18 protein-coding genes and 1 pseudogene are annotated in these 16,237 nt (G+C 71.0%); 3 read left to right on the forward strand and 16 right to left on the reverse strand.

Features of this window, described 5'->3' with window-relative positions:
* Positions 1-48: 48 nt before the first annotated feature.
* From ACWIHY_RS24235 to ACWIHY_RS24285, 11 genes are all read right to left on the reverse strand, one after another.
* The gene (locus tag ACWIHY_RS24235) at positions 49-1,065 is read right to left on the reverse strand and encodes a Rieske 2Fe-2S domain-containing protein (RefSeq protein ID WP_454377759.1); all 1,017 of its coding nucleotides are present in this window, start codon (positions 1,063-1,065) and stop codon (positions 49-51) included.
* Positions 1,066-1,067: 2 nt separating this feature from the next.
* Entirely contained in the window at positions 1,068-1,292 is a 225-nt protein-coding gene (locus ACWIHY_RS24240; protein WP_454377760.1) for a recombinase-like helix-turn-helix domain-containing protein, read from the reverse strand.
* A 39-nt stretch (positions 1,293-1,331) separates the two neighbouring features.
* Entirely contained in the window at positions 1,332-2,267 is a 936-nt protein-coding gene (locus ACWIHY_RS24245) for a PDR/VanB family oxidoreductase (RefSeq protein ID WP_454377761.1), read from the reverse strand.
* Between the two features lie 72 nt (positions 2,268-2,339).
* Positions 2,340-3,965: a thiamine pyrophosphate-binding protein gene (locus tag ACWIHY_RS24250; RefSeq protein ID WP_454377762.1), complete on the reverse strand. Its 1,626-nt coding sequence runs from the start codon at positions 3,963-3,965 to the stop codon at positions 2,340-2,342.
* 10 nt (positions 3,966-3,975) lie between these two features.
* Positions 3,976-4,764 (reverse strand): SDR family oxidoreductase, encoded by a 789-nt coding sequence (locus tag ACWIHY_RS24255; protein WP_454377763.1) that lies wholly within the window; start codon positions 4,762-4,764, stop codon positions 3,976-3,978.
* Between the two features lie 18 nt (positions 4,765-4,782).
* On the reverse strand, positions 4,783-5,538 hold the full coding sequence (locus ACWIHY_RS24260; protein ID WP_454377764.1) for an SDR family oxidoreductase: 756 nt from the start codon (positions 5,536-5,538) through the stop codon (positions 4,783-4,785).
* The gene (locus ACWIHY_RS24265) at positions 5,531-6,052 is read right to left on the reverse strand and encodes a cupin domain-containing protein (RefSeq protein ID WP_454377765.1); all 522 of its coding nucleotides are present in this window, start codon (positions 6,050-6,052) and stop codon (positions 5,531-5,533) included. The genes ACWIHY_RS24260 and ACWIHY_RS24265 overlap by 8 nt, the downstream gene beginning before the upstream one ends.
* Positions 6,053-6,088: 36 nt before the next feature.
* Positions 6,089-6,877, reverse strand: coding sequence for an alpha/beta fold hydrolase (locus ACWIHY_RS24270; RefSeq protein ID WP_454377766.1), 789 nt, complete (start codon positions 6,875-6,877; stop codon positions 6,089-6,091).
* Positions 6,874-7,671 (reverse strand): aspartate dehydrogenase domain-containing protein, encoded by a 798-nt coding sequence (locus tag ACWIHY_RS24275; RefSeq protein WP_454377767.1) that lies wholly within the window; start codon positions 7,669-7,671, stop codon positions 6,874-6,876. Before ACWIHY_RS24275 ends, ACWIHY_RS24270 begins: the two co-directional genes overlap by 4 nt.
* Complete coding sequence (locus tag ACWIHY_RS24280; RefSeq protein WP_454377768.1) at positions 7,668-8,642, reverse strand: VOC family protein; 975 nt, start codon at positions 8,640-8,642, stop codon at positions 7,668-7,670. Before ACWIHY_RS24280 ends, ACWIHY_RS24275 begins: the two co-directional genes overlap by 4 nt.
* Before the next feature lie 30 nt (positions 8,643-8,672).
* The gene (locus tag ACWIHY_RS24285) at positions 8,673-10,157 is read right to left on the reverse strand and encodes an aldehyde dehydrogenase (RefSeq protein WP_454377769.1); all 1,485 of its coding nucleotides are present in this window, start codon (positions 10,155-10,157) and stop codon (positions 8,673-8,675) included.
* Between the two features lie 302 nt (positions 10,158-10,459).
* Between ACWIHY_RS24285 and ACWIHY_RS24290 the strand changes: the two genes are divergently transcribed.
* Positions 10,460-11,830: an MFS transporter gene (locus ACWIHY_RS24290; protein ID WP_454377770.1), complete on the forward strand. Its 1,371-nt coding sequence runs from the start codon at positions 10,460-10,462 to the stop codon at positions 11,828-11,830.
* 47 nt (positions 11,831-11,877) lie between these two features.
* Here ACWIHY_RS24290 and ACWIHY_RS24295 read toward each other — a convergent pair whose 3' ends face one another.
* The gene (locus ACWIHY_RS24295; protein ID WP_454377771.1) at positions 11,878-12,156 is read right to left on the reverse strand and encodes a hypothetical protein; all 279 of its coding nucleotides are present in this window, start codon (positions 12,154-12,156) and stop codon (positions 11,878-11,880) included.
* 419 nt (positions 12,157-12,575) lie between these two features.
* Here ACWIHY_RS24295 and ACWIHY_RS24300 point away from each other — a divergent pair, with 419 nt between their 5' ends.
* On the forward strand, positions 12,576-13,115 hold the full coding sequence (locus ACWIHY_RS24300; protein ID WP_454377772.1) for a MarR family winged helix-turn-helix transcriptional regulator: 540 nt from the start codon (positions 12,576-12,578) through the stop codon (positions 13,113-13,115).
* An 81-nt stretch (positions 13,116-13,196) separates the two neighbouring features.
* Here the strand turns inward: ACWIHY_RS24300 and ACWIHY_RS24305 are convergent, their stop codons facing one another.
* A complete protein-coding gene (locus ACWIHY_RS24305; RefSeq protein ID WP_454377773.1) occupies positions 13,197-13,574 on the reverse strand; it encodes a VOC family protein in 378 nt (125 codons plus the stop codon).
* A 122-nt stretch (positions 13,575-13,696) separates the two neighbouring features.
* Positions 13,697-13,818 (reverse strand): annotated as a pseudogene (locus ACWIHY_RS24310) (branched-chain amino acid ABC transporter); the annotation flags it as partial.
* Between ACWIHY_RS24310 and ACWIHY_RS24315 the strand changes: the two are divergent.
* A complete protein-coding gene (locus ACWIHY_RS24315) occupies positions 13,793-14,188 on the forward strand; it encodes an Lrp/AsnC family transcriptional regulator (RefSeq protein ID WP_454377774.1) in 396 nt (131 codons plus the stop codon). The pseudogene ACWIHY_RS24310 and the gene ACWIHY_RS24315 sit on opposite strands and share 26 nt — an antisense overlap.
* Before the next feature lie 79 nt (positions 14,189-14,267).
* Here the strand turns inward: ACWIHY_RS24315 and ACWIHY_RS24320 are convergent, their stop codons facing one another.
* Both ACWIHY_RS24320 and ACWIHY_RS24325 read right to left on the reverse strand, forming a co-directional pair.
* Positions 14,268-14,741 carry an MSMEG_6728 family protein gene (locus tag ACWIHY_RS24320; RefSeq protein WP_454377775.1) on the reverse strand — a complete coding sequence of 158 codons (474 nt, stop codon included), beginning with the start codon at positions 14,739-14,741 and terminating at the stop codon, positions 14,268-14,270.
* Between the two features lie 283 nt (positions 14,742-15,024).
* A complete protein-coding gene (locus ACWIHY_RS24325; RefSeq protein WP_454377776.1) occupies positions 15,025-16,221 on the reverse strand; it encodes an epoxide hydrolase family protein in 1,197 nt (398 codons plus the stop codon).
* Positions 16,222-16,237 lie beyond the last annotated feature (16 nt).

A 16,237-nucleotide genomic window follows, 5' to 3' on the forward strand; every position in this document is an offset into this window, starting at 1 on the left:
CAGGGTGCCGGGCTCGCGGGGCGCTCTCCCGAACCACAGGCGGGCGGCTCAAGCGCCGACCGACGACTGGGCTTCGGCCGCCGCCCGGTAGAGCCGGCGCAGCCGCACCACACCGAGGTCGTGCTGGTAAAGGTTCTCCCGCTGGTCGGCGTCCGAGGGCATGGCCTCGAGCATGACGCGGTCCTGCTCGAGGACGTCCCAGTGCCGCTTCTCGACCAGCGTCTTGTACAGGAAGCGCCAGGAGTCGCGCTGCCAGTCCTCGACCTTGCGGTAGCGCCAGAAGAAGACGCCGGTGTTGTGCGCATCCACCGGGCTGACCATGCCGACGATGCCGAACGGGCCGCCGGGGCCCGCCGAGGGCGGGTACGGGATGGACAGGTCCACCCAGTCCACACCGGTGCGGCACAGCTCCACCCAGTCGAAGTTGACGCCTCGCTGGTCGGTCTTCTCGAAGTAGTAGCCGCGGTCGGTCTCGCGGATGCGGAACTTGGCCGTGGTGTCGCCGTCGAACATGGTGTGCGACTCCTGGTGCAGGAAAGCGCCGTGCATCGGGTCAAGGAGGTTCTCCACCGCGTACCGCCACGGCACGTTCCACTCGGCGTAGCACAGGAACGCGTCCGTCTGCGGGTCGGTGAGCGGCTCGGGAAGCGTCAGCGGCGCCGGCTCGGGGTGCTCCTCGTCACCGAAGTACGCAAGCACCGCGCCCGCGACCTCCCGCACCGGTAGCGAGGTGACCAGCTTCTTGCCCTCCAGGTTGCAGCCCGGCAGTCCCGGTACGGAGGAGACCGTGCCGTCCGTCTCCACCTCGACGCCGTGGTACCAGCAGGCGACACGGTCACCCAGGTGCTTGCCGAGGGACAGGGGCGCTCCGCGGTGCGGGCACCGGTCGGCCAGCATCGAGAGGGTGCCGTCGGAGCGGCGGAAGAGGAGCCACTGCTCGCCGAGGGCGGTGACCTTGCGCATGGCCCCGGGGGCAACGAAGTGTGAGGGGACGACGGCGTGCCATTGGTTGCGCAGGCCGTGGGCGTAGATGTGGTCCGCGGATGCGGTGGTCGACAGCGTCATGATCAGGCTCCCAGTCGGTGCATCTCGGCGCGGAAGGACTTCTCGGTCCACGGCTGCCCGTCGGGCGCGTGCACCTGTCGGGCGTTGAGCCCGCGTACGACGTCGGGCAGTTCATGCCCGTCGTTCGTGTAGACGTCCTCGAGCGTGGCGGCCAGCTTGTACGCGTAGGGACTCGGCTCGTGCGTACGGCTCTGGTGGATCTCCAGGTACGGCCAGGTGTCGGTCACGGGTGTCTCCAGTACGGGAGGAAAAGGGGGAGGGGGTTGTCACAGGTCGAGGACGAGTCGGCCGGATGCGCACCGGGAGACGCAGATCATCATCGTGGCGTTCGCGGTGTGCTCGGCCTCGCTGAGCAGGAAGTCGCGGTGGGCCGGGGCGCCCTCGAGCACCCGGGTCTCGCAGGAGCCGCAGATGCCGTCACGGCACGAGCTCCGCACGTCCAGCCCCGCCGCCTCCGCGGCCTCGAGTATCGAGGTGCCGGCGCCGACACCGAACGTCACTCCGGAGGCGCGGCATTCGACCTCGAACGCCTCGTCGCCCACGGCCCGCTCCACCACCGGGGCGGCGAACCGCTCCAGCCGCAGCTGCCCCGCCGGGCAGCGCTGTTCCACGGCGGTCAGCAGCGGCTCGGGACCGCACGCGTAGACAAGCGTGCCCTCGGGCAGCTCGCCGAGCGCGGCGTCCAGATCGATGTGCCCCTGCTCGTCCTGCGGTACGAGGGCGAGGTCGCCGTCCAGCGCGGCGAGTTCCCCGGTGAACGCCATCGAGCCGCGCGTGCGGCCGCCGTACAGCAATCGCCATGGGGCGCCGCGGCGGGACGCCTCCCTGGCCATGGCGAGCAGCGGGGTGATGCCGATGCCGCCTGCGACGAACACATAGCCCTCTGCGTCCTCCAGGGCGAAGTGGTTGCGCGGTTCGCAGACGGTGACCTGCTGGCCCGGGCGCAGCGCGGTGTGCACATGGCGGGAACCGCCGCGTGAGGCGGGCTCGTTCAGCACACCGATCCGGTAGACGCCGACTGATCGCGGGTCGCCGCACAGGCTGTACTGCCTTGTGTGGCCGCCCACCTGGACGTCGAGATGGGATCCCGGCGCCCACGCCGGCAGCGGCTTGCCGTCGGGGTGGACCAACTCGACGGAGAGGACACCTTCCGCCTCCCATGTCATGCGGTGGACGACCAGCCGCAGGGAGTTCTCGCTCATGACCTGCTGCCTCCTGACTGTCTTACGGGAAGGATTTGGAGAAGGGCTCGGGGAAGGGTTTTGCGGGAGGACCTACTGGCCGGGGATCCGTACGGGCGGGGTGAACGGCGTCTTCATCGGACCGAGCGCCGCGAGGTCCACCTCGACGAGCGTCGGCCCGGCGGAGTCGACCGCCCGGTCGATGACGGGCGCCGCGTGTTCCGCCGCGGAGATCCGCAGATACGGCAGCCCGCAGGCGCGCGCCAGCAGTTCGAAGTCGGGTGTGACCAGGTCCACGCCGGAGCGGCGCTCGGCGTACCGGTCCTGCATGTTGCGCAGAACCCCGTACCCGCCGTCGTTGAAGACGATCAGCGTGAGGCGCGGCCGTTCCTGCGCGAGGGTGAGGAGTTCGCCGAGGTGTACGGCGAGACCGCCGTCACCGGCGAGGACGACGGTGGGCGCGTCGGCCCGGGCCAGGGCCGCGCCGATGCCCATGCCGAGCCCCTGGCCGATGCCGCCGCCGCGGGGGAAGACGTTGTCCCGGGCGTCGTACATCTCCAGCAGGCGGTTGCCCCAGCTGCTGGAGGGGATGGTGACGTCCCGTGCGACGACCGCCTCGCGGGGGAGCGCGGCCCGGATCGCGTCGCAGATCGCGGCCTGCGGGCCGATGCTGTCGTGCAGGTCCGCCCGTACCCCGGTGCGTACGGCGGTGACGCGGTCGCTCCAGCCGGCCTCGGCGGGCCGTGCGTGCGGCAGCAGCGCGGCCAGCGTGGCCTGCGCGTCGCCGTGCAGGGCGTGATGGACCGGGTAGACGCGGCCGAGCGCGGCGGCGTCGATGTCGATCTGGATGTGCGCCGCGGGGAGCCGCAGTGTGTAGTCGGCGGTCTCGTTGGAGCGGAAGTGCGTGCCGATCGTGAGCAGAAGGTCGGCGTCGTCGAGCAGGGCACGCACGGCCGTGGCGGTGGCGAAGTTGCCGATGACCTGCTCGTGGTCCTCGGGTACGGCGCCTCGGCCGGAGTTGGAGGTGAGCAGCCCCGCTCCCGTCGCGGCAAGGAGGGAGGCCAGTTCGGTGCGCGCCGTTACGACGCCTCCACCGGCCCAGACCAGCGGACGGCGGGCGGAGGCCAGGAGAGCACCGGCGGCCTCCAGTTCACCGTCGGTGGGAGCCGGGGCGGCGGGTGCGGGGAGCTCGGCGGTTTCGTCGGTCTGCGCCGCGTACTGGAGGTCGATCGGCCACTCGACGCTCGCCGGGCCGCCCGGCGCGGCCAGCGTGGTGCGAGCCGCCTCGCGCAGGATCCGCCCCGCCTGCTCGGCGTCCGGCACACTCGCCGCGTACGCCGAGACGGCGGTCAGCATGCCGAGCTGGTCCTTGGTCTCGTGGATGAAACCCCGGCCGCTGCCAAGGAATTCGCTCTCCACCTGTCCGGTGATGTGCAGCACGGAGCTTCCCGCGCTGAGCGACTCGATGAGCGATCCGGCGGCGTTGCCCGCGCCGGTGCCGGTCGAGGTCAGTGCGCAGCCGAGGGTGCCGCGGGCACGGCCGTACGCGTCGGCGGCGTTCACCGCGGACGCCTCGTGCCGCACGGGGACGAAGCGCAGTTCCCGGTCGACGGCCTCGACGAGCGGCAGATTGTGCACACTGACGATGCCGAAGACCGTGTCGATGCCGAGTTCGCGCAGGACGGCGACGAGGAGATCGCCTCCGTTGTCGTAACGCATGGGTGTCTCCTCAGAGGATGGAGCGGCCGATTCCGCCGCAGACGTCGATGCTGGTGCCGGTGATGTACGAGGCGCGGGGCGAGAGCAGCGCGACGACCGCGTACGCGACCTCGTCCGCCCGGCCGAGGCGTCCCAGGGCGACGCCCCGGTCGGCGGCCAGCTCCGCCTGCCAGTCCTCGTACGTCGTGCCGGAGCCGGCGGCGGCGTGGCGGCGGGTCCACTGGCCGGTGTCGATGAGGCCGAGGCAGACGGAGTTGGCCCGGATGCCGTCGACGGCCAGTTCGGCCGACAGGGACTTGGAGAGGTTGAGGATGCCGGCGCGGGCGGCGCTGGTGGTGATCAGGCGGGTCTCGGGCTGCTTGGCGAGGACCGCGTTGATGTTGACGATGCTCGCCGCGTCCGATGCGGCGAGATACGGCCGGGCGGCGTGCAGCGGGTTCAGCACCCCGGCGAACTTGAGCTCCAGCTCGTCGCGCCAGTCCTCGGCAGTCGAGTCGTCGAGCCCTTTCATCCGGGACTGTCCCGCGTTGTTGACGAGTCCGTCGATGCCGCCGAACTCCCCGGCCGTACGCCGGACGAAGCCGTTCACGGCATCCGCGTCGCGTACGTCGCACACCCCGGTCAGCAGCCGGCCGTGTCCGGCGCCGAGCCGGCCGGCGACCTCGGCCAGCCGGTCGGCGTCGCGGCCGCAGGTGGCGACGCGGGCGCCCTCGTCGAGCAGGGCGCGGACCGTGGCCAGGCCGACGCCCGAGCTGCCGCCGGTGACCACGATGGTGCGGTCGGCGAGGCCCAGATCCATAACTCGGTACTCCTGTGGTCAGTTCATGGTGAAGCCGCCGTTGACGGCGATCACCTGTCCGGTCAGATAGCGGGAGTCCTCGCCGAGCAGGAAGGCGACGATCCCCGTGAGGTCGTCGGGCTGCTGCGGCCGCGAGATGGCCCGGTTCATGCGGTAGAGGCCGTGCCGCTCGGCGGGCACGCTCTCGGTCGCCTCGCACTCGGTGAGCCCGGGGGCGACCGCGTTCACGGTGATCCCCCTGTCACCCAGCTCACGGGCCATCGCCCGGGTGAGGGCGATGACCGCGCCCTTGGAAGCGACGTAGTGCGCGAGGCGCGGAGAGCCGTACAGGGCGGCGTCCGAAGCGATGTTGACGATCCGCCCGGACTTGGCGAAGAGCGGGTACAGCGCCTTCGACACCAGCCACGGGCTGCGGGCGTTGACGGTCATCAACCGGTCCCAGACCTCGATGTCGATGTCCTGGAACTCCTTGCCGCCCACACCGTTGGCCAGCGCCGCGTTGTTGACGAGTCCGTACAGCGGGCCCAGCTCTCCTACGGCGGCCGCCAGCGCGTCCACCGATGCCGGCTCGGCGACGTCGCAGCATACGAAGTGGGCATCGACGCCCTCCCCGCGCAGCTCCGCGACAGCGCGCTCGCCTCGCTCCGGGTCCAGCTCGGCGACGACGACCCGGAAGCCGTGGGCGCCGATCCGGTGGGCCATCGCCAGTCCGAGGCCACGGCCCGCGCCGGTGACGACGACCGTGCGCACGCCGCTCACGGGCTCGTCAGCCACGGGTGACGCCGTGCATCGGCGAGTACTCGGGGTAGGTAGGCACCTGCGGCTTCTGCGTGCCGATGACGACACAGAACAGGGCGTCGGTGTCCCCCTCGTTCTTCAGCGAACGGGTCACGCCGGCCGGGACGACGATCATGTCGCGGTAGCCGAGCGTGCGGTACTCGACCTCGTCGGAGCCGCGGTGGATGCCGACCTTGACCTCGCCCTCCAGGACGAAGAAGGCCTCTTCGACATCGTGGTGGGTGTGTGCCGGGCCCTCGGCGCCGGGCGGCAGCAGCATGTTGGAGAAGGTGAATCCGCCGGACGGGAGGATGCGGCTGTCGCCCTCGTGGTTGCCGGTGGCGCCCGAGCCGACGTAGCGGATCTGGCCGCGGCGGAACTGCGGGCCGGCCTTCTCCTGGAAGGAGAGCGTGTCGAAGTCGGCCACCCGGGAGTCCTTGGTGGCGATGAGGGAGTCGGTGTACGCGGCGAGGTCGCTGCCGTTGTCGTACGCGGTGGTGGTCAGAGGCATGGTGACTACTCCTGATGTGCTCGGGCTTGCTCTGGCTTACTCGGGGATGCGTGCGGTGATGCGGAGGTGGGCGAGCACCCAGGCGTTGAAGTGGCCCGGCTGCTCCTGGTTGGCCAGGTGACCGGCGTCCTTGACGATCACGTAGGCGGTTCTGGGGACGGCCCCGGCGACTGCTTGGCTCGCCCCGGGGCCGGTGACGGTGTCCTGGTCGCCGCAGAGCACGAGCGTGGGAGCGGCGACGCGGGGCAGTTCGGCGCGCAGATCTGCCGCGGCCATGGATTCGGCGGCGTACGCGTAGCCCGGCAGCCGTACGGAGGCCGCCATGGTGTCCACGACCCGCCGGACCAGTTCGTCCGGTGCGCCGGACGACACCAGCCGCGGGCCGCGTGCCTCGGCGAAGGCGCGTGGGCCCCGCTCGGCCAGCTCGGCGGCCCGCGCCCGCATGGCCTCGGCCTTCGTCTCGTCCGTGCCCGACCCCGGACTGGAGTCGGCGACGATCAGTGAGTCCACCAGGCCGGGGTGCCGGGTGGCCAGCCGCAGCGCGATCACGCCGCCCCAGGACACGCCGAGGACATGGGCGTTGGTACCGCGCGCCCGGATGACGGCGGCCGCCGCGTCCGCGAAGTCGTCGAGCGTGAGGGCGGATTCGGGGTCGGGGGACTTGCCGTAGCCGGGGGCGTCCCAGGCCACGACGCGCAGGTGCGCGGAGAGTGCGGCGAGCTGCGGGGCGAAGGCCGCCGAGGACGATCCGATGCCGTGCAGGCACAGCAGCAGCGGCCCCCGGTCGCCGGCCTCCTCGACATGGACGTCGGCGGGCGTGCTCACAGGATCTGTCCGGTTCGTCCGGCGAGCGCGGCGAGGCTGCGCAGGACCGCGTACGGCACGACCTGGCTGGTCGCCGGGTTGCCGGGGTCGGGACGGTGTGCGACCTCGAAGCGGTACGCGCCGTGCGGACCGGACGCCTCGATCACGTGCCGGGTCCGGTGCGCCGAGGGGTCGGCGAAGACCCGTACCCGCACAGCGTCCAGGTCGCCGACGGCCAGGGCCACCGACGCGGCCACGTTCGTCGACTTGGGGAATTTGACGGGCACATCGCGGGCGGTTCCCGACATGACCTCGACGGGTCCGGTCGCCGTCCGCATCCGGTGCAGCAACTCCTCGTCCATCCAGGGCTGTTCGAGCGTCGCGGGGAGCTTCGTCGTGGTCAGGCCGACCTCTTCCAGCGGGCCCATGGAGCGCGCCGCCTGGAGCAGGTCGAGTCCGCCGAGAGCGCCGCCGGTGAAGTACACCCGGCCGGGCCCGGCCGCGAGCAGTCGCTCGGCGAGCTCGTCGTCGGTCAGCGCCCCGGTGGAGGCGATCAGCAGATCAGTACCGGAGGCCAGGACCCGTTCGCCGTACTCGCGCACGACCCCCTGGCCCGCGGCCTCCACGATCAGGTCGCAGCGCTCCAGCGCCTCCTCGAAGGTGACCTGCTGCACGGGTGCGGCCTCGCCCAGCGGACGGTTGTCGACGACGCACACCAGCTCGGCGCCGCCCACCTGCCCGTCGGTGAGCGCGGCGCCGACGACCCGGCCGATCGCTCCCCAGCCGACGATGCCCACCCTGCGTACGGTGCTCATACGGCTCTCTCCTCTGCGTGTGTGTCTGCGGGTGCGGGCGCGTGTACGTCGGTGGGGGCGAGCGGCCCGGGGTCCGGCGTGCCCGCCATGCGGCAGCGGATCTCCTCCGACGGCGGGCCGGCCGTCCCCCACAGGTCGGACAGCTCCGGGACCCGCCGCCACACCCGGGCGATCCAGGCGTCCTCGACGATCTGGGCGACCTCGGAGGTGTATTCGCAGACCAGGCCGGACGGGTCGGTGAAGTACGAGAAGGTGTTGTTGCCGGGGCCGTGCCGCCCGGGGCCCCACTTCGGCGTGATGCCGTGGTGGCGCAGCCGGCCGAGGCCCCGCATGAAGTGGTCGACCGAGGACATCTCGTACGCCACATGGTTGAGCGACGTCCACTCGGCCTGATTGAAGGCGATGCAGTGGTGGTCGGTGTTGCAGCGCAGGAACGCCATCTGGTGCTCGGACCAGTCCGACACCCGCAGTCCCAGCACATCGCAGTAGAAGGCGACGGCTGCGTCGATGTCGGTGGTGTTCAGCACGGCGTGTGTGACGCCGACGGGCACGGCACTGTCCCGGCCGCGCGGGACGACGGCCTCGACCTGCGCGCTGATCTCGATGAGGCGCTGTTCGGGGTCGGTGAACCGCAGTCCGTAGCCGCCCCCCGCCTGATCCAGCGGACCCGGCCCGGAGACGGGGACGATGCCGCGGGCCTCGAGGCGCCGGGCGGCCTCGTCGACCTCGGCGGGGGTGGTGACGGCGAACGCGAGCCTGCCGAGGCCGACGCGCTCCCGCTCGGTCAGGTGCAGTACGTGGTGCTCGTCGCCCGTGCCGCGCAGCCAGCGATCGCCGGCGTCCGACTCGACGGTCGTCAGGCCCCAGACCTCCTCGTAGAAGTCGGCGGCCTCGGCGAAGGCGGGGGTGTGCAGCTCGACGTAACGCAGAGAGCGGAGCCGGGCTATCGGACCGGGCGGTGATCGGTGCATGAATCTCTCCAGAGGGGCAGGCGTGCCGGGTCAGTTGGCCCAGGGGAGGGGGGAGCCGGAGGCGCCCCAGTACAGGGACTTCTGACGTTGGTAGGCGCGGATCGCGTCGCGGCCCTTCTCCGTGCCCAGGCCGCTGTCCTTCCAGCCGGTGAACGGGGTCGAGGCGCTGAACTGCTTGTACGTGTTGATCCAGACGGTGCCCGCCTCGATGCGCCGGGCGAGGCGCCACGCGGCACGCGAGTCACGGGTCCAGATGCCGCAGGCCAGCCCGTAGACGGAGTCGTTCGCCTGGCGGACCAGGTCGTCCTCGTCGTCGTAGGGGAGGGCCACGAGGACCGGGCCGAAGATCTCCTCCTGACATGTGCGGGAGGTGTTCGCCAGCCCGTCCAGCACGGTCGGGAGGTAGTACGCGCCGTCTGCGTAGCGCTCGCCCTCGGGCACGGACCCACCGCACAGCACCCGTGCGCCTTCGGAACGGGCGAGGTCGACGTAGGCGGCGACGGCGTCGCGATGGCGATGGTGGACGAGCGGGCCGACCTGGGTGCCCGGTTCGGTGCCGGGTCCCACGCGCAGTTTGCGTACGCGTTCGACGAGTTCGCCGACGAAGGGGTCGTAGATCTCACGGGCCACGAACAGCCGCGAGCCCGCGATGCAGGACTGGCCGCTGGACGAGAAGATCCCGAACAGGACGCCCGCCAGGGCCTGCTCGACATCGGCGTCGGCGCGCACGATCGTCGGTGACTTGCCGCCCAGTTCCAGCGAGACGGGGATCAGCTTCTTCGCCGCGAGGGCGGCGATCGAGCGCCCCGTCTCGGTGCCCCCGGTGAATCCGATGCGGGCGACGAGGGGGTGGCGCACGATGGCGTCGCCGACCACCCGGCCGCTGCCCGGCAGCACCGACAGCAGCGCGGCGGGCAGCCGGAACTCGTCGAGCGCCTGGGTGATCAGCCGGCCGAGAGCGAGGGAGACGAGCGGCGTCCAGGCAGCCGGCTTGAGGAGGACGGCGTTCCCGGCGGCGAGCGCGGGGGCGATCTTCTGCGCATCGCTGGCGACCGGGGAGTTCCAGGGATTGATGGCGCCGACGACACCGACCGGTTCGTGGACGCTCATGGTGACGTAGGCACCGCGGGACGGAGTGACGACGTCCTCGGCGGTCTCCAGGACGGCCGCCAGGTAACGGAAGGTGCCGGCCGCACTGAGCGCGAGCGCCCTCGTCTCGGCAAGGGTCTTGCCGGTGTCGGCGGTCTGCAGCGCCGAGAGCTCACCGGCGGCCTGCTCGGTCAGCTCGCCGATCCGGTGCAGGAGCCGGGCGCGCTCGTGGGGGAGCAGGTCGCGCCACGCCGGGTCCGCCATGGCCTTGGCCGCGGCCTCGGCCGCTTCGGCGACCTCGTCGGCGGACGCGCCGTGGACGGTGGCGAGGACGTGGCCGGTCGCGGGGTCGACGGTGTCGACGGGCTCACCGGCGCCGCGCCGCCACTGGCCCGCGATCAGGATGTCGGTGGGGAAACGGGACACGGCTGGACCTCCGGGCGAGGCGGTGGGAAGGGCGGAACTCCGGCGCGGACACGCCCAGACCGAGGGCCTGTTGCTTCGGTGTCCGTTGTTCTCGAAGTGCTAGGAATCTAAGGGCTTAAATATATCGGCGCAAGACCCCGAGGTGAAATCGTTGTCGAACATCCCTTGAGCGCTACCTCTGCAGGGGCGAGGGTGGAAGGCGGCCGCACGGCTCTGAAGTTCCTAAGCTCTTAACCATTGACCACTTAGATACCGCACCCTACTGTCGCCGCAACTCCTCTGTTGGCGGAAGGACCCCCTCCATGACGACTGTGGCCGGCAAACCAGCCCTTGGCTCCATAGCCGCGAGACTCGAACGACTGCCGCACTCGCGCTGGCACGTCAAGGTGCGCTTCCTGATCGGCGCCGTCACCTTCTTCGAGGCGTTCGACCAGTTGTTGGCCGCCTCCGCTCTGCCCGTCCTGATGAAGGAATGGCACCTGACCACCGGGCAGGCCACCTTCGCCGTCACGTCCGCCTCCATCGGCATGCTGCTGGGTGCCCTGGCCGCCGGCTGGCTGGGTGACCGGATCGGCCGCGTCCGTACGGTCGCCCTCGGTGTCGCCGTCACCGGTCTCGCGAGCCTCGCCGTCGCCTTCTCCGGCGGCATCGAGATGTTCTCGCTCTTCCGGTTCGTCCAGGGACTCGGCATCGGTGGCGTGGTCCCCGTCGCCGCTACGTACATCAACGAGATCGCCCGCTCCGACAAGCGAGGCCGGTTCGTCCTGCTGTACGAGATGATCTTTCCGGCCGGTCTGGCGGCGGCCACCCTGGTCGCCGTGTGGGTCGTCCCCAACCTCGGCTGGCGCGCGATGTTCGTCATCGGTACCCTCCCGGTGCTGATCGCCGCCGCGCTTCCCCGTCACGTCGAGGAGTCCCCGCGCTGGCTGCTGGCCCGTGGGCGTACACAGGAGGCCGAGGCGGCCATCACCCGCATCGAGGCCCAAGTGGCCCACGCCACCGCCGAACCGCTGCCGCTGCCGCTGCCCGAGGCAGACGTTCCCCAGGACACCTCCCGCGGCCGACTGACCGACCTGTTCCGGGGGCGGTATCTGCGGCGCACGGCGGTACTGTCCGGGATGTGGTTCGTCGCGTACTACGTCAATCACGGCATCTCCACCTGGCTGCCGTCGCTCTACACCAAGCAGTTCGGCCTGGATCTGACCACGGCTCTCACCTACACCCTGCTCAGCAATGTCACCGGCCTGCTCGGCACGTTCGTCGTCGCCCTGCTCATCGACCGCATCGGACGCCGCCCCGCACTGGTGGCCGCACTGGTCGGCACCATGCTCTCGCTGGGCGTGCTCGGGCTGGCCGGCGCGACCTCGGGCGGCCAGGTGGCGGTCTTCGCCTCCTGCACGACCTTCTTCCTGTACGCCGTCAACGCGGGGCTCTACCTCTACTCGCCCGAGCTCTACCCCACATCCAACCGGGCCAAGGGCGCCGCGTTCGGCGGCCTGTGGAACCGGCTGGGCGTCATCATCGGCCCGATCACCGTCGGCGCGATGATCGGGGCGGGCGCGAGCCTGTCCCTCGTCTTCGCGCAGCTCGCGGTCGTGGCCGCAGTGGGTGCTGTGATCGCCTGGTTCGCGGTCGAGACGAAGGGCAGGACGCTGGAGGAGCTCAACTCCTGACACGGCCGACCATCACCGCTGAGGGGCCGGTGGCCCGGGACAGCTGATCACTGCTCCGGGCCACCGGCCCCCAGCGTGCTGTCGAGAGCGCCGACGAGCGCGGCGAGCCGGCGCCGGTCCGCCGCGCCCAGAGCCGCCAGCAGCTGCTCCTCCTGCGCGTCCCGCGCGCCGCGGACCCGGCGGGCCGGTTCGAGACCGTCCCGGGTGAGGGAGAGGTGCAGTCCGGCGGTCGCCGTCGTCGCGCTCCGACGGATCAGCCCCGCCGTCTCCAGGCGGTCGGCGTGCTGGGTGAGTCCGCCGGCCCGGACCCCCGCGACCGCCGACACCTCGTGCGAACAGGGCCGAGGGGGAGGCGTCCGCGCGGAGGCCCACGCCGTCCGGTGCGGATTCCGGGCGCGCGGTCCCGGGGCCCGTGATGTCGGGCCGCGTCGCGGCTCCTGTCCCGTCCCGGCGCGGGACCGGCGTCACGGAGGAGGTGCTCACGGCGGCCGCCGCCGATGCCGGAGGCCGTGGACCTCGGAGCCGCCGCGCTGCCCGGCCCGTGCTGCTCAGGAAGGCCGCCGCACCGCGGCAGCCGCGCTGATCACCGTCGTACTGTTCCGGTGGCTGACGCGGCGCTCCCGCGAACGATCCCGGCGGCGGCACTCGCCGCCGTCCGCCCTCATCTCCTCAGCGGTAAGATTCTCAGCGCCGTGAGAAGTTGGACGGGCGCCGACGCGGGCGGGAGTCGTACGAGGGGATGACGATGGCGGGATCAAGGCCGACGGAACGGGACGCCGTGGCGAAAGTGATCGACGACTGGGCACGCGAACGCCCGGAACTGGACACCAGCCCCCTCGAGGTCCTGGCCCGCCTCCACCGCTCCTTCCTGCGCTACAGCACCAAGCTCACCACGTCGATCGAACGCCACGGGCTGTCCGTGGCGGGCTTCGACGTGCTGACCGCGCTGCGGCGGTCGGGCCGGCCGTACCGACTGACCGCAGGCCAGCTCGCGGACTCCGGCCTGGTGTCGTCGGCAGGAGTGACCCTGCGGATCGACCGTCTGGAGAAGGACGGCCTGATCGTCCGGGAAAGGGACGCCGAAGACCGCCGGGTCGTGTACTCACGACTCACCGACAAGGGACTCTCGACGGTGGACACCGTGTTCGCCGAGCACCTCGACAACGAAAGCCGGATGCTCGCCGGGCTCTCGCCTGCCGAGCGCCGCCAGCTCGCGCGGTTGCTGCGCAAGCTCGAGAACTCCATTCTCGCGTCCGACGAGGAAGCGCCCGGCTCGGCGGTGTAAAGCCGCACACCGCGCGATGGGCCGGCGTACCGGGGCAGGCGCCGTCCCTTCGCGTTGCGCACGCACGACTGTCCGAAGGCGTCAGCCGTTCTCCCGCTCCGCCGCGCCGCGCTCCACGCAGAACTCATTGCCCTCGGGGTCGTACAGCGTCACCCAGCCCGTGCCGTCGGCATTGCGATGGTCGCCCTGGAGCGTGGCGCCGAGGGAGAGCAGACGCTCCACTTCCTCGTCCCGGGTGCGCTCCTGGGGCTGAAGGTCCAGGTGCACCCGGTTCTTGACCGTCTTGGAGCCGTCGACCCTGACGAAGAGGAGCGTGTCCCTGGAGGCCTTCACCGTGGCTTCCGGATCTCCTGGGAAGTCGTCGTCGGCGAGTGAACCGTCGAGGGCTTGGGCCCAAAAGCCCGCCAGGGCATAGGGGTCGGCGGAGTCGATGGTGATATGGCGGATCAATGAGGTCATGCCTGACACACGATCATGGATCCGTCCGGTTCGTCCAGAGACTGTCGTACGAGGTGTGCAAGCCGTGACGGGTGGGGTCCCCGGACCGTTCGCCGACCGGTGCGTGGCCGCTCGGGTGAGTCTCAGCGCGTGAAGACCGCACCGATGAGGATCACGTGGGCGGTGGTGCCGCCGAGGATGCTCAGCAAGGCGTTGCGGCGCCACAGATGCAGCCCACGGTGACGGCCAGGGCCGAGGCGGGGGCGAAGCTGGTCGGCCTGACCCCGCCGCCGTGTCTGCGCCGGGTCAAGCGCCTGGAGGAGACCGGGGTCATCTCCGGCTATCGCGCGGTTGTCGACCCGGCGGCGGTCGGACGCGGCCTGGAGGTCCTCGTCGACGTCCGGGTCTACGCCAGCGACCGCAAAAGCGTCGAGGAGTTCGAGGAGACTGTCGCCTCCTATGAGGAGGTGATCGAGTTCCGCCGCCTCTTCGGCCGCCCGGACTACTTCCTCCGTGTCGCGGTGGCAGACCATGCCGTGTACGACGCCTTCATCACCGGAAGGCTCACCGGACTGCCCGGGGTCCTGCGGACCGAATCCCATCTGACCATGAAGAAGATCAAGGCCGCCCCCTGAGCCACAGCTCGGGCCCGGCTGCCGCCACTCATGGGGCCGCCGACGGCCCCGACCGCACGAGCAGGGCGTTCGCGTCAGGTCACGGCTCCGGGTCACGGTCCGACGTCGGCCAGACGTACGGCAGGTCTTCGGGGACCCCTGGAAACAGGTCGCGGTAGAAGCCCGGCTCTTTGCGTACCAGTGCCGACTGGTGGCTGCGGTGAAACGCCGGGGCGCCGAACCAGGGCGGGAGGTCTCCGTCCGACGACAGACCGTCCTGGGAGCGCACCGTTACGCCCGGCCTCCAGGCCAGGAAATCGTTCACCAGGGTGGCGGCGCAGGTGTCGGCGCGCCCCTGGGCCGTCCACTCCGTGCAGATGTCCAGCCCGTATCTGACCAGCGCCTCCTCATAGCCGGTCCACATGCGCACCGCCGGATGCCTCCGCCAGCCGTATCCGGGCACGGTGAGGCCGCGGAGTACTTGCAGCGCTTCGACCCGCTGCTTGCCGAGCCGTCTCGGGTCGAGCGCGGAGGCGGATTTCGCAAAGTCGGGAAACGGGAGAAAGGTCTGCATATGGGGTGTTTACCCGGGTGGGTATGTGAGAATCACGAGACAGTGGCCGGAGAGGGAGGCGGCGGCTCCAGTCGAAGTCCAGACCGGTAACGACCCAGCTGATGCCCTGTTCCACTTGCTCATTGTGCCGTCATGAGGTCTGCGTTTTTGACGGGTGGTCGGAACAGGCGCGGGCACGGCCGGTGAACGCCTGTCCCGGCCTCACATGGCGAAAGCCCGTCCCCGTCCTCCTGTTCGGCAGCGCCGCCCGGGACCCGCCCCGGACGGCGACCGTCCCCGCGTTCTACGCGTCCTGCGTGGCGAGGCTCGCGAAGAACTCGCGGATGTCCTGAACGAGCAACTCCGGCTGCTCCAGGGAGAGGAAGTTCCCGCCCCGCTCGAACTCGGTCCAGCGCACCACGTGGTGGTCGCGTTCGGCGAACCGGCGGATCGCGACGTCGGTGGGCAGGGCGACGGCCACGGCGGTCGGGACCGTCCCCTTCGCCTTCGGCGCCCAGGCGGCGGGGTCGTGGGCCATCTCGTAGTACAGGTGGGCGGACGATGCGGCTGTTCCGCTGAACCAGTAGACGCTGACGTTGGTCAGCAGGGTGTCGCGGTCGACGGCGTCCTCGGGCAGCTCGTTCGCGGGGTCCGTCCACTCCTTGAACTTCTCCACGATCCAGGCGAGCTGGCCCACCGGCGAGTCGTGCAGGCCGTGGCCGACGGTCTCTGGGCGCGTCGACTGGATGACGTTGAAGCCCATCTTGTTGTCACGGAAGTCCTGCAGGCGCTCGAGCCGGGTTTGCTCGGCCTCCGAGAGGCCCGCGAAGTCGGCGGGGTCGTCCGAGGGGAAAGTGACCAGCCCGTTCAGATGCGCGCCCACCACCCGGTCGGGCGCGCTCCGGCCCATCTCCCCGGCGATCCACGCTCCGCCGCCGTTGCCCTGCACGCCGTAGCGGTCGTAACCGAGGCGGCTCATGAGGGTGGTGAAGGCCCCGGCGATACGGCCGGTGTTCCAGCCCGTGGAGGACAGCGGCCCGGAGAAGCCGACGCCGGGGGTGGAGGTGACGACGACATGGAAGTTCCGCGACAGCGCTCCGATGACGTCGGCGAACTGGACGAAGGAGCCCGGCCAGTCGTGGATCAGCAGCAGCGCGACGGCGTCGGGGTCGGCCGAGCGGACATGGGCGAAGTGGATGTCCTGACCGTCGATCGCGGTGATGTACTGCGGGAACTCGTTCAGCCGGGCCTCCTCCTTGCGCCAGTCGAAGCCGTCGGCCCAGTAGGCGGCCAGATCCTTCAGGTACGGCACGGGGACACCGCGCTCCCAGCCGTCTACCCCGGGGACGCCGGTGCCCCAGCGGGCGCGGGTCAGGCGGTGGCGCAGGTCGTCGAGGTCCGCCTGCGCGATGTCGATCCGGAAGGGGCGGACCTCGTCCCCGGCCGGGGCGGCGTCGGCGTGCGGGGAGGATCCGGCGGGGGTGTTGCTCTTGGTCTCCATGGAGAGAACTCTAGGA

It is taken from the genome of Streptomyces sp. NPDC055287, from assembly GCF_053646035.1.

Bases quoted from the DNA above. Each gene is read 5' to 3' on its own strand.
- ACWIHY_RS24255 (WP_454377763.1), bottom strand. From the start codon at position 4,764: ATGGATCTGGGCCTCGCCGACCGCACCATCGTGGTCACCGGCGGCAGC.
- ACWIHY_RS24300 (WP_454377772.1), top strand. From the start codon at position 12,576: ATGGCGGGATCAAGGCCGACGGAACGGGACGCCGTGGCGAAAGTGATC.
- ACWIHY_RS24235 (WP_454377759.1), bottom strand. From the start codon at position 1,065: ATGACGCTGTCGACCACCGCATCCGCGGACCACATCTACGCCCACGGC.
- ACWIHY_RS24305 (WP_454377773.1), bottom strand. From the start codon at position 13,574: ATGACCTCATTGATCCGCCATATCACCATCGACTCCGCCGACCCCTAT.
- ACWIHY_RS24290 (WP_454377770.1), top strand. From the start codon at position 10,460: ATGACGACTGTGGCCGGCAAACCAGCCCTTGGCTCCATAGCCGCGAGA.
- ACWIHY_RS24325 (WP_454377776.1), bottom strand. From the start codon at position 16,221: ATGGAGACCAAGAGCAACACCCCCGCCGGATCCTCCCCGCACGCCGAC.
- ACWIHY_RS24320 (WP_454377775.1), bottom strand. From the start codon at position 14,741: ATGCAGACCTTTCTCCCGTTTCCCGACTTTGCGAAATCCGCCTCCGCG.
- ACWIHY_RS24265 (WP_454377765.1), bottom strand. From the start codon at position 6,052: ATGCCTCTGACCACCACCGCGTACGACAACGGCAGCGACCTCGCCGCG.
- ACWIHY_RS24250 (WP_454377762.1), bottom strand. From the start codon at position 3,965: ATGCGTTACGACAACGGAGGCGATCTCCTCGTCGCCGTCCTGCGCGAA.
- ACWIHY_RS24280 (WP_454377768.1), bottom strand. From the start codon at position 8,642: ATGCACCGATCACCGCCCGGTCCGATAGCCCGGCTCCGCTCTCTGCGT.
- ACWIHY_RS24245 (WP_454377761.1), bottom strand. From the start codon at position 2,267: ATGAGCGAGAACTCCCTGCGGCTGGTCGTCCACCGCATGACATGGGAG.
- ACWIHY_RS24275 (WP_454377767.1), bottom strand. From the start codon at position 7,671: ATGAGCACCGTACGCAGGGTGGGCATCGTCGGCTGGGGAGCGATCGGC.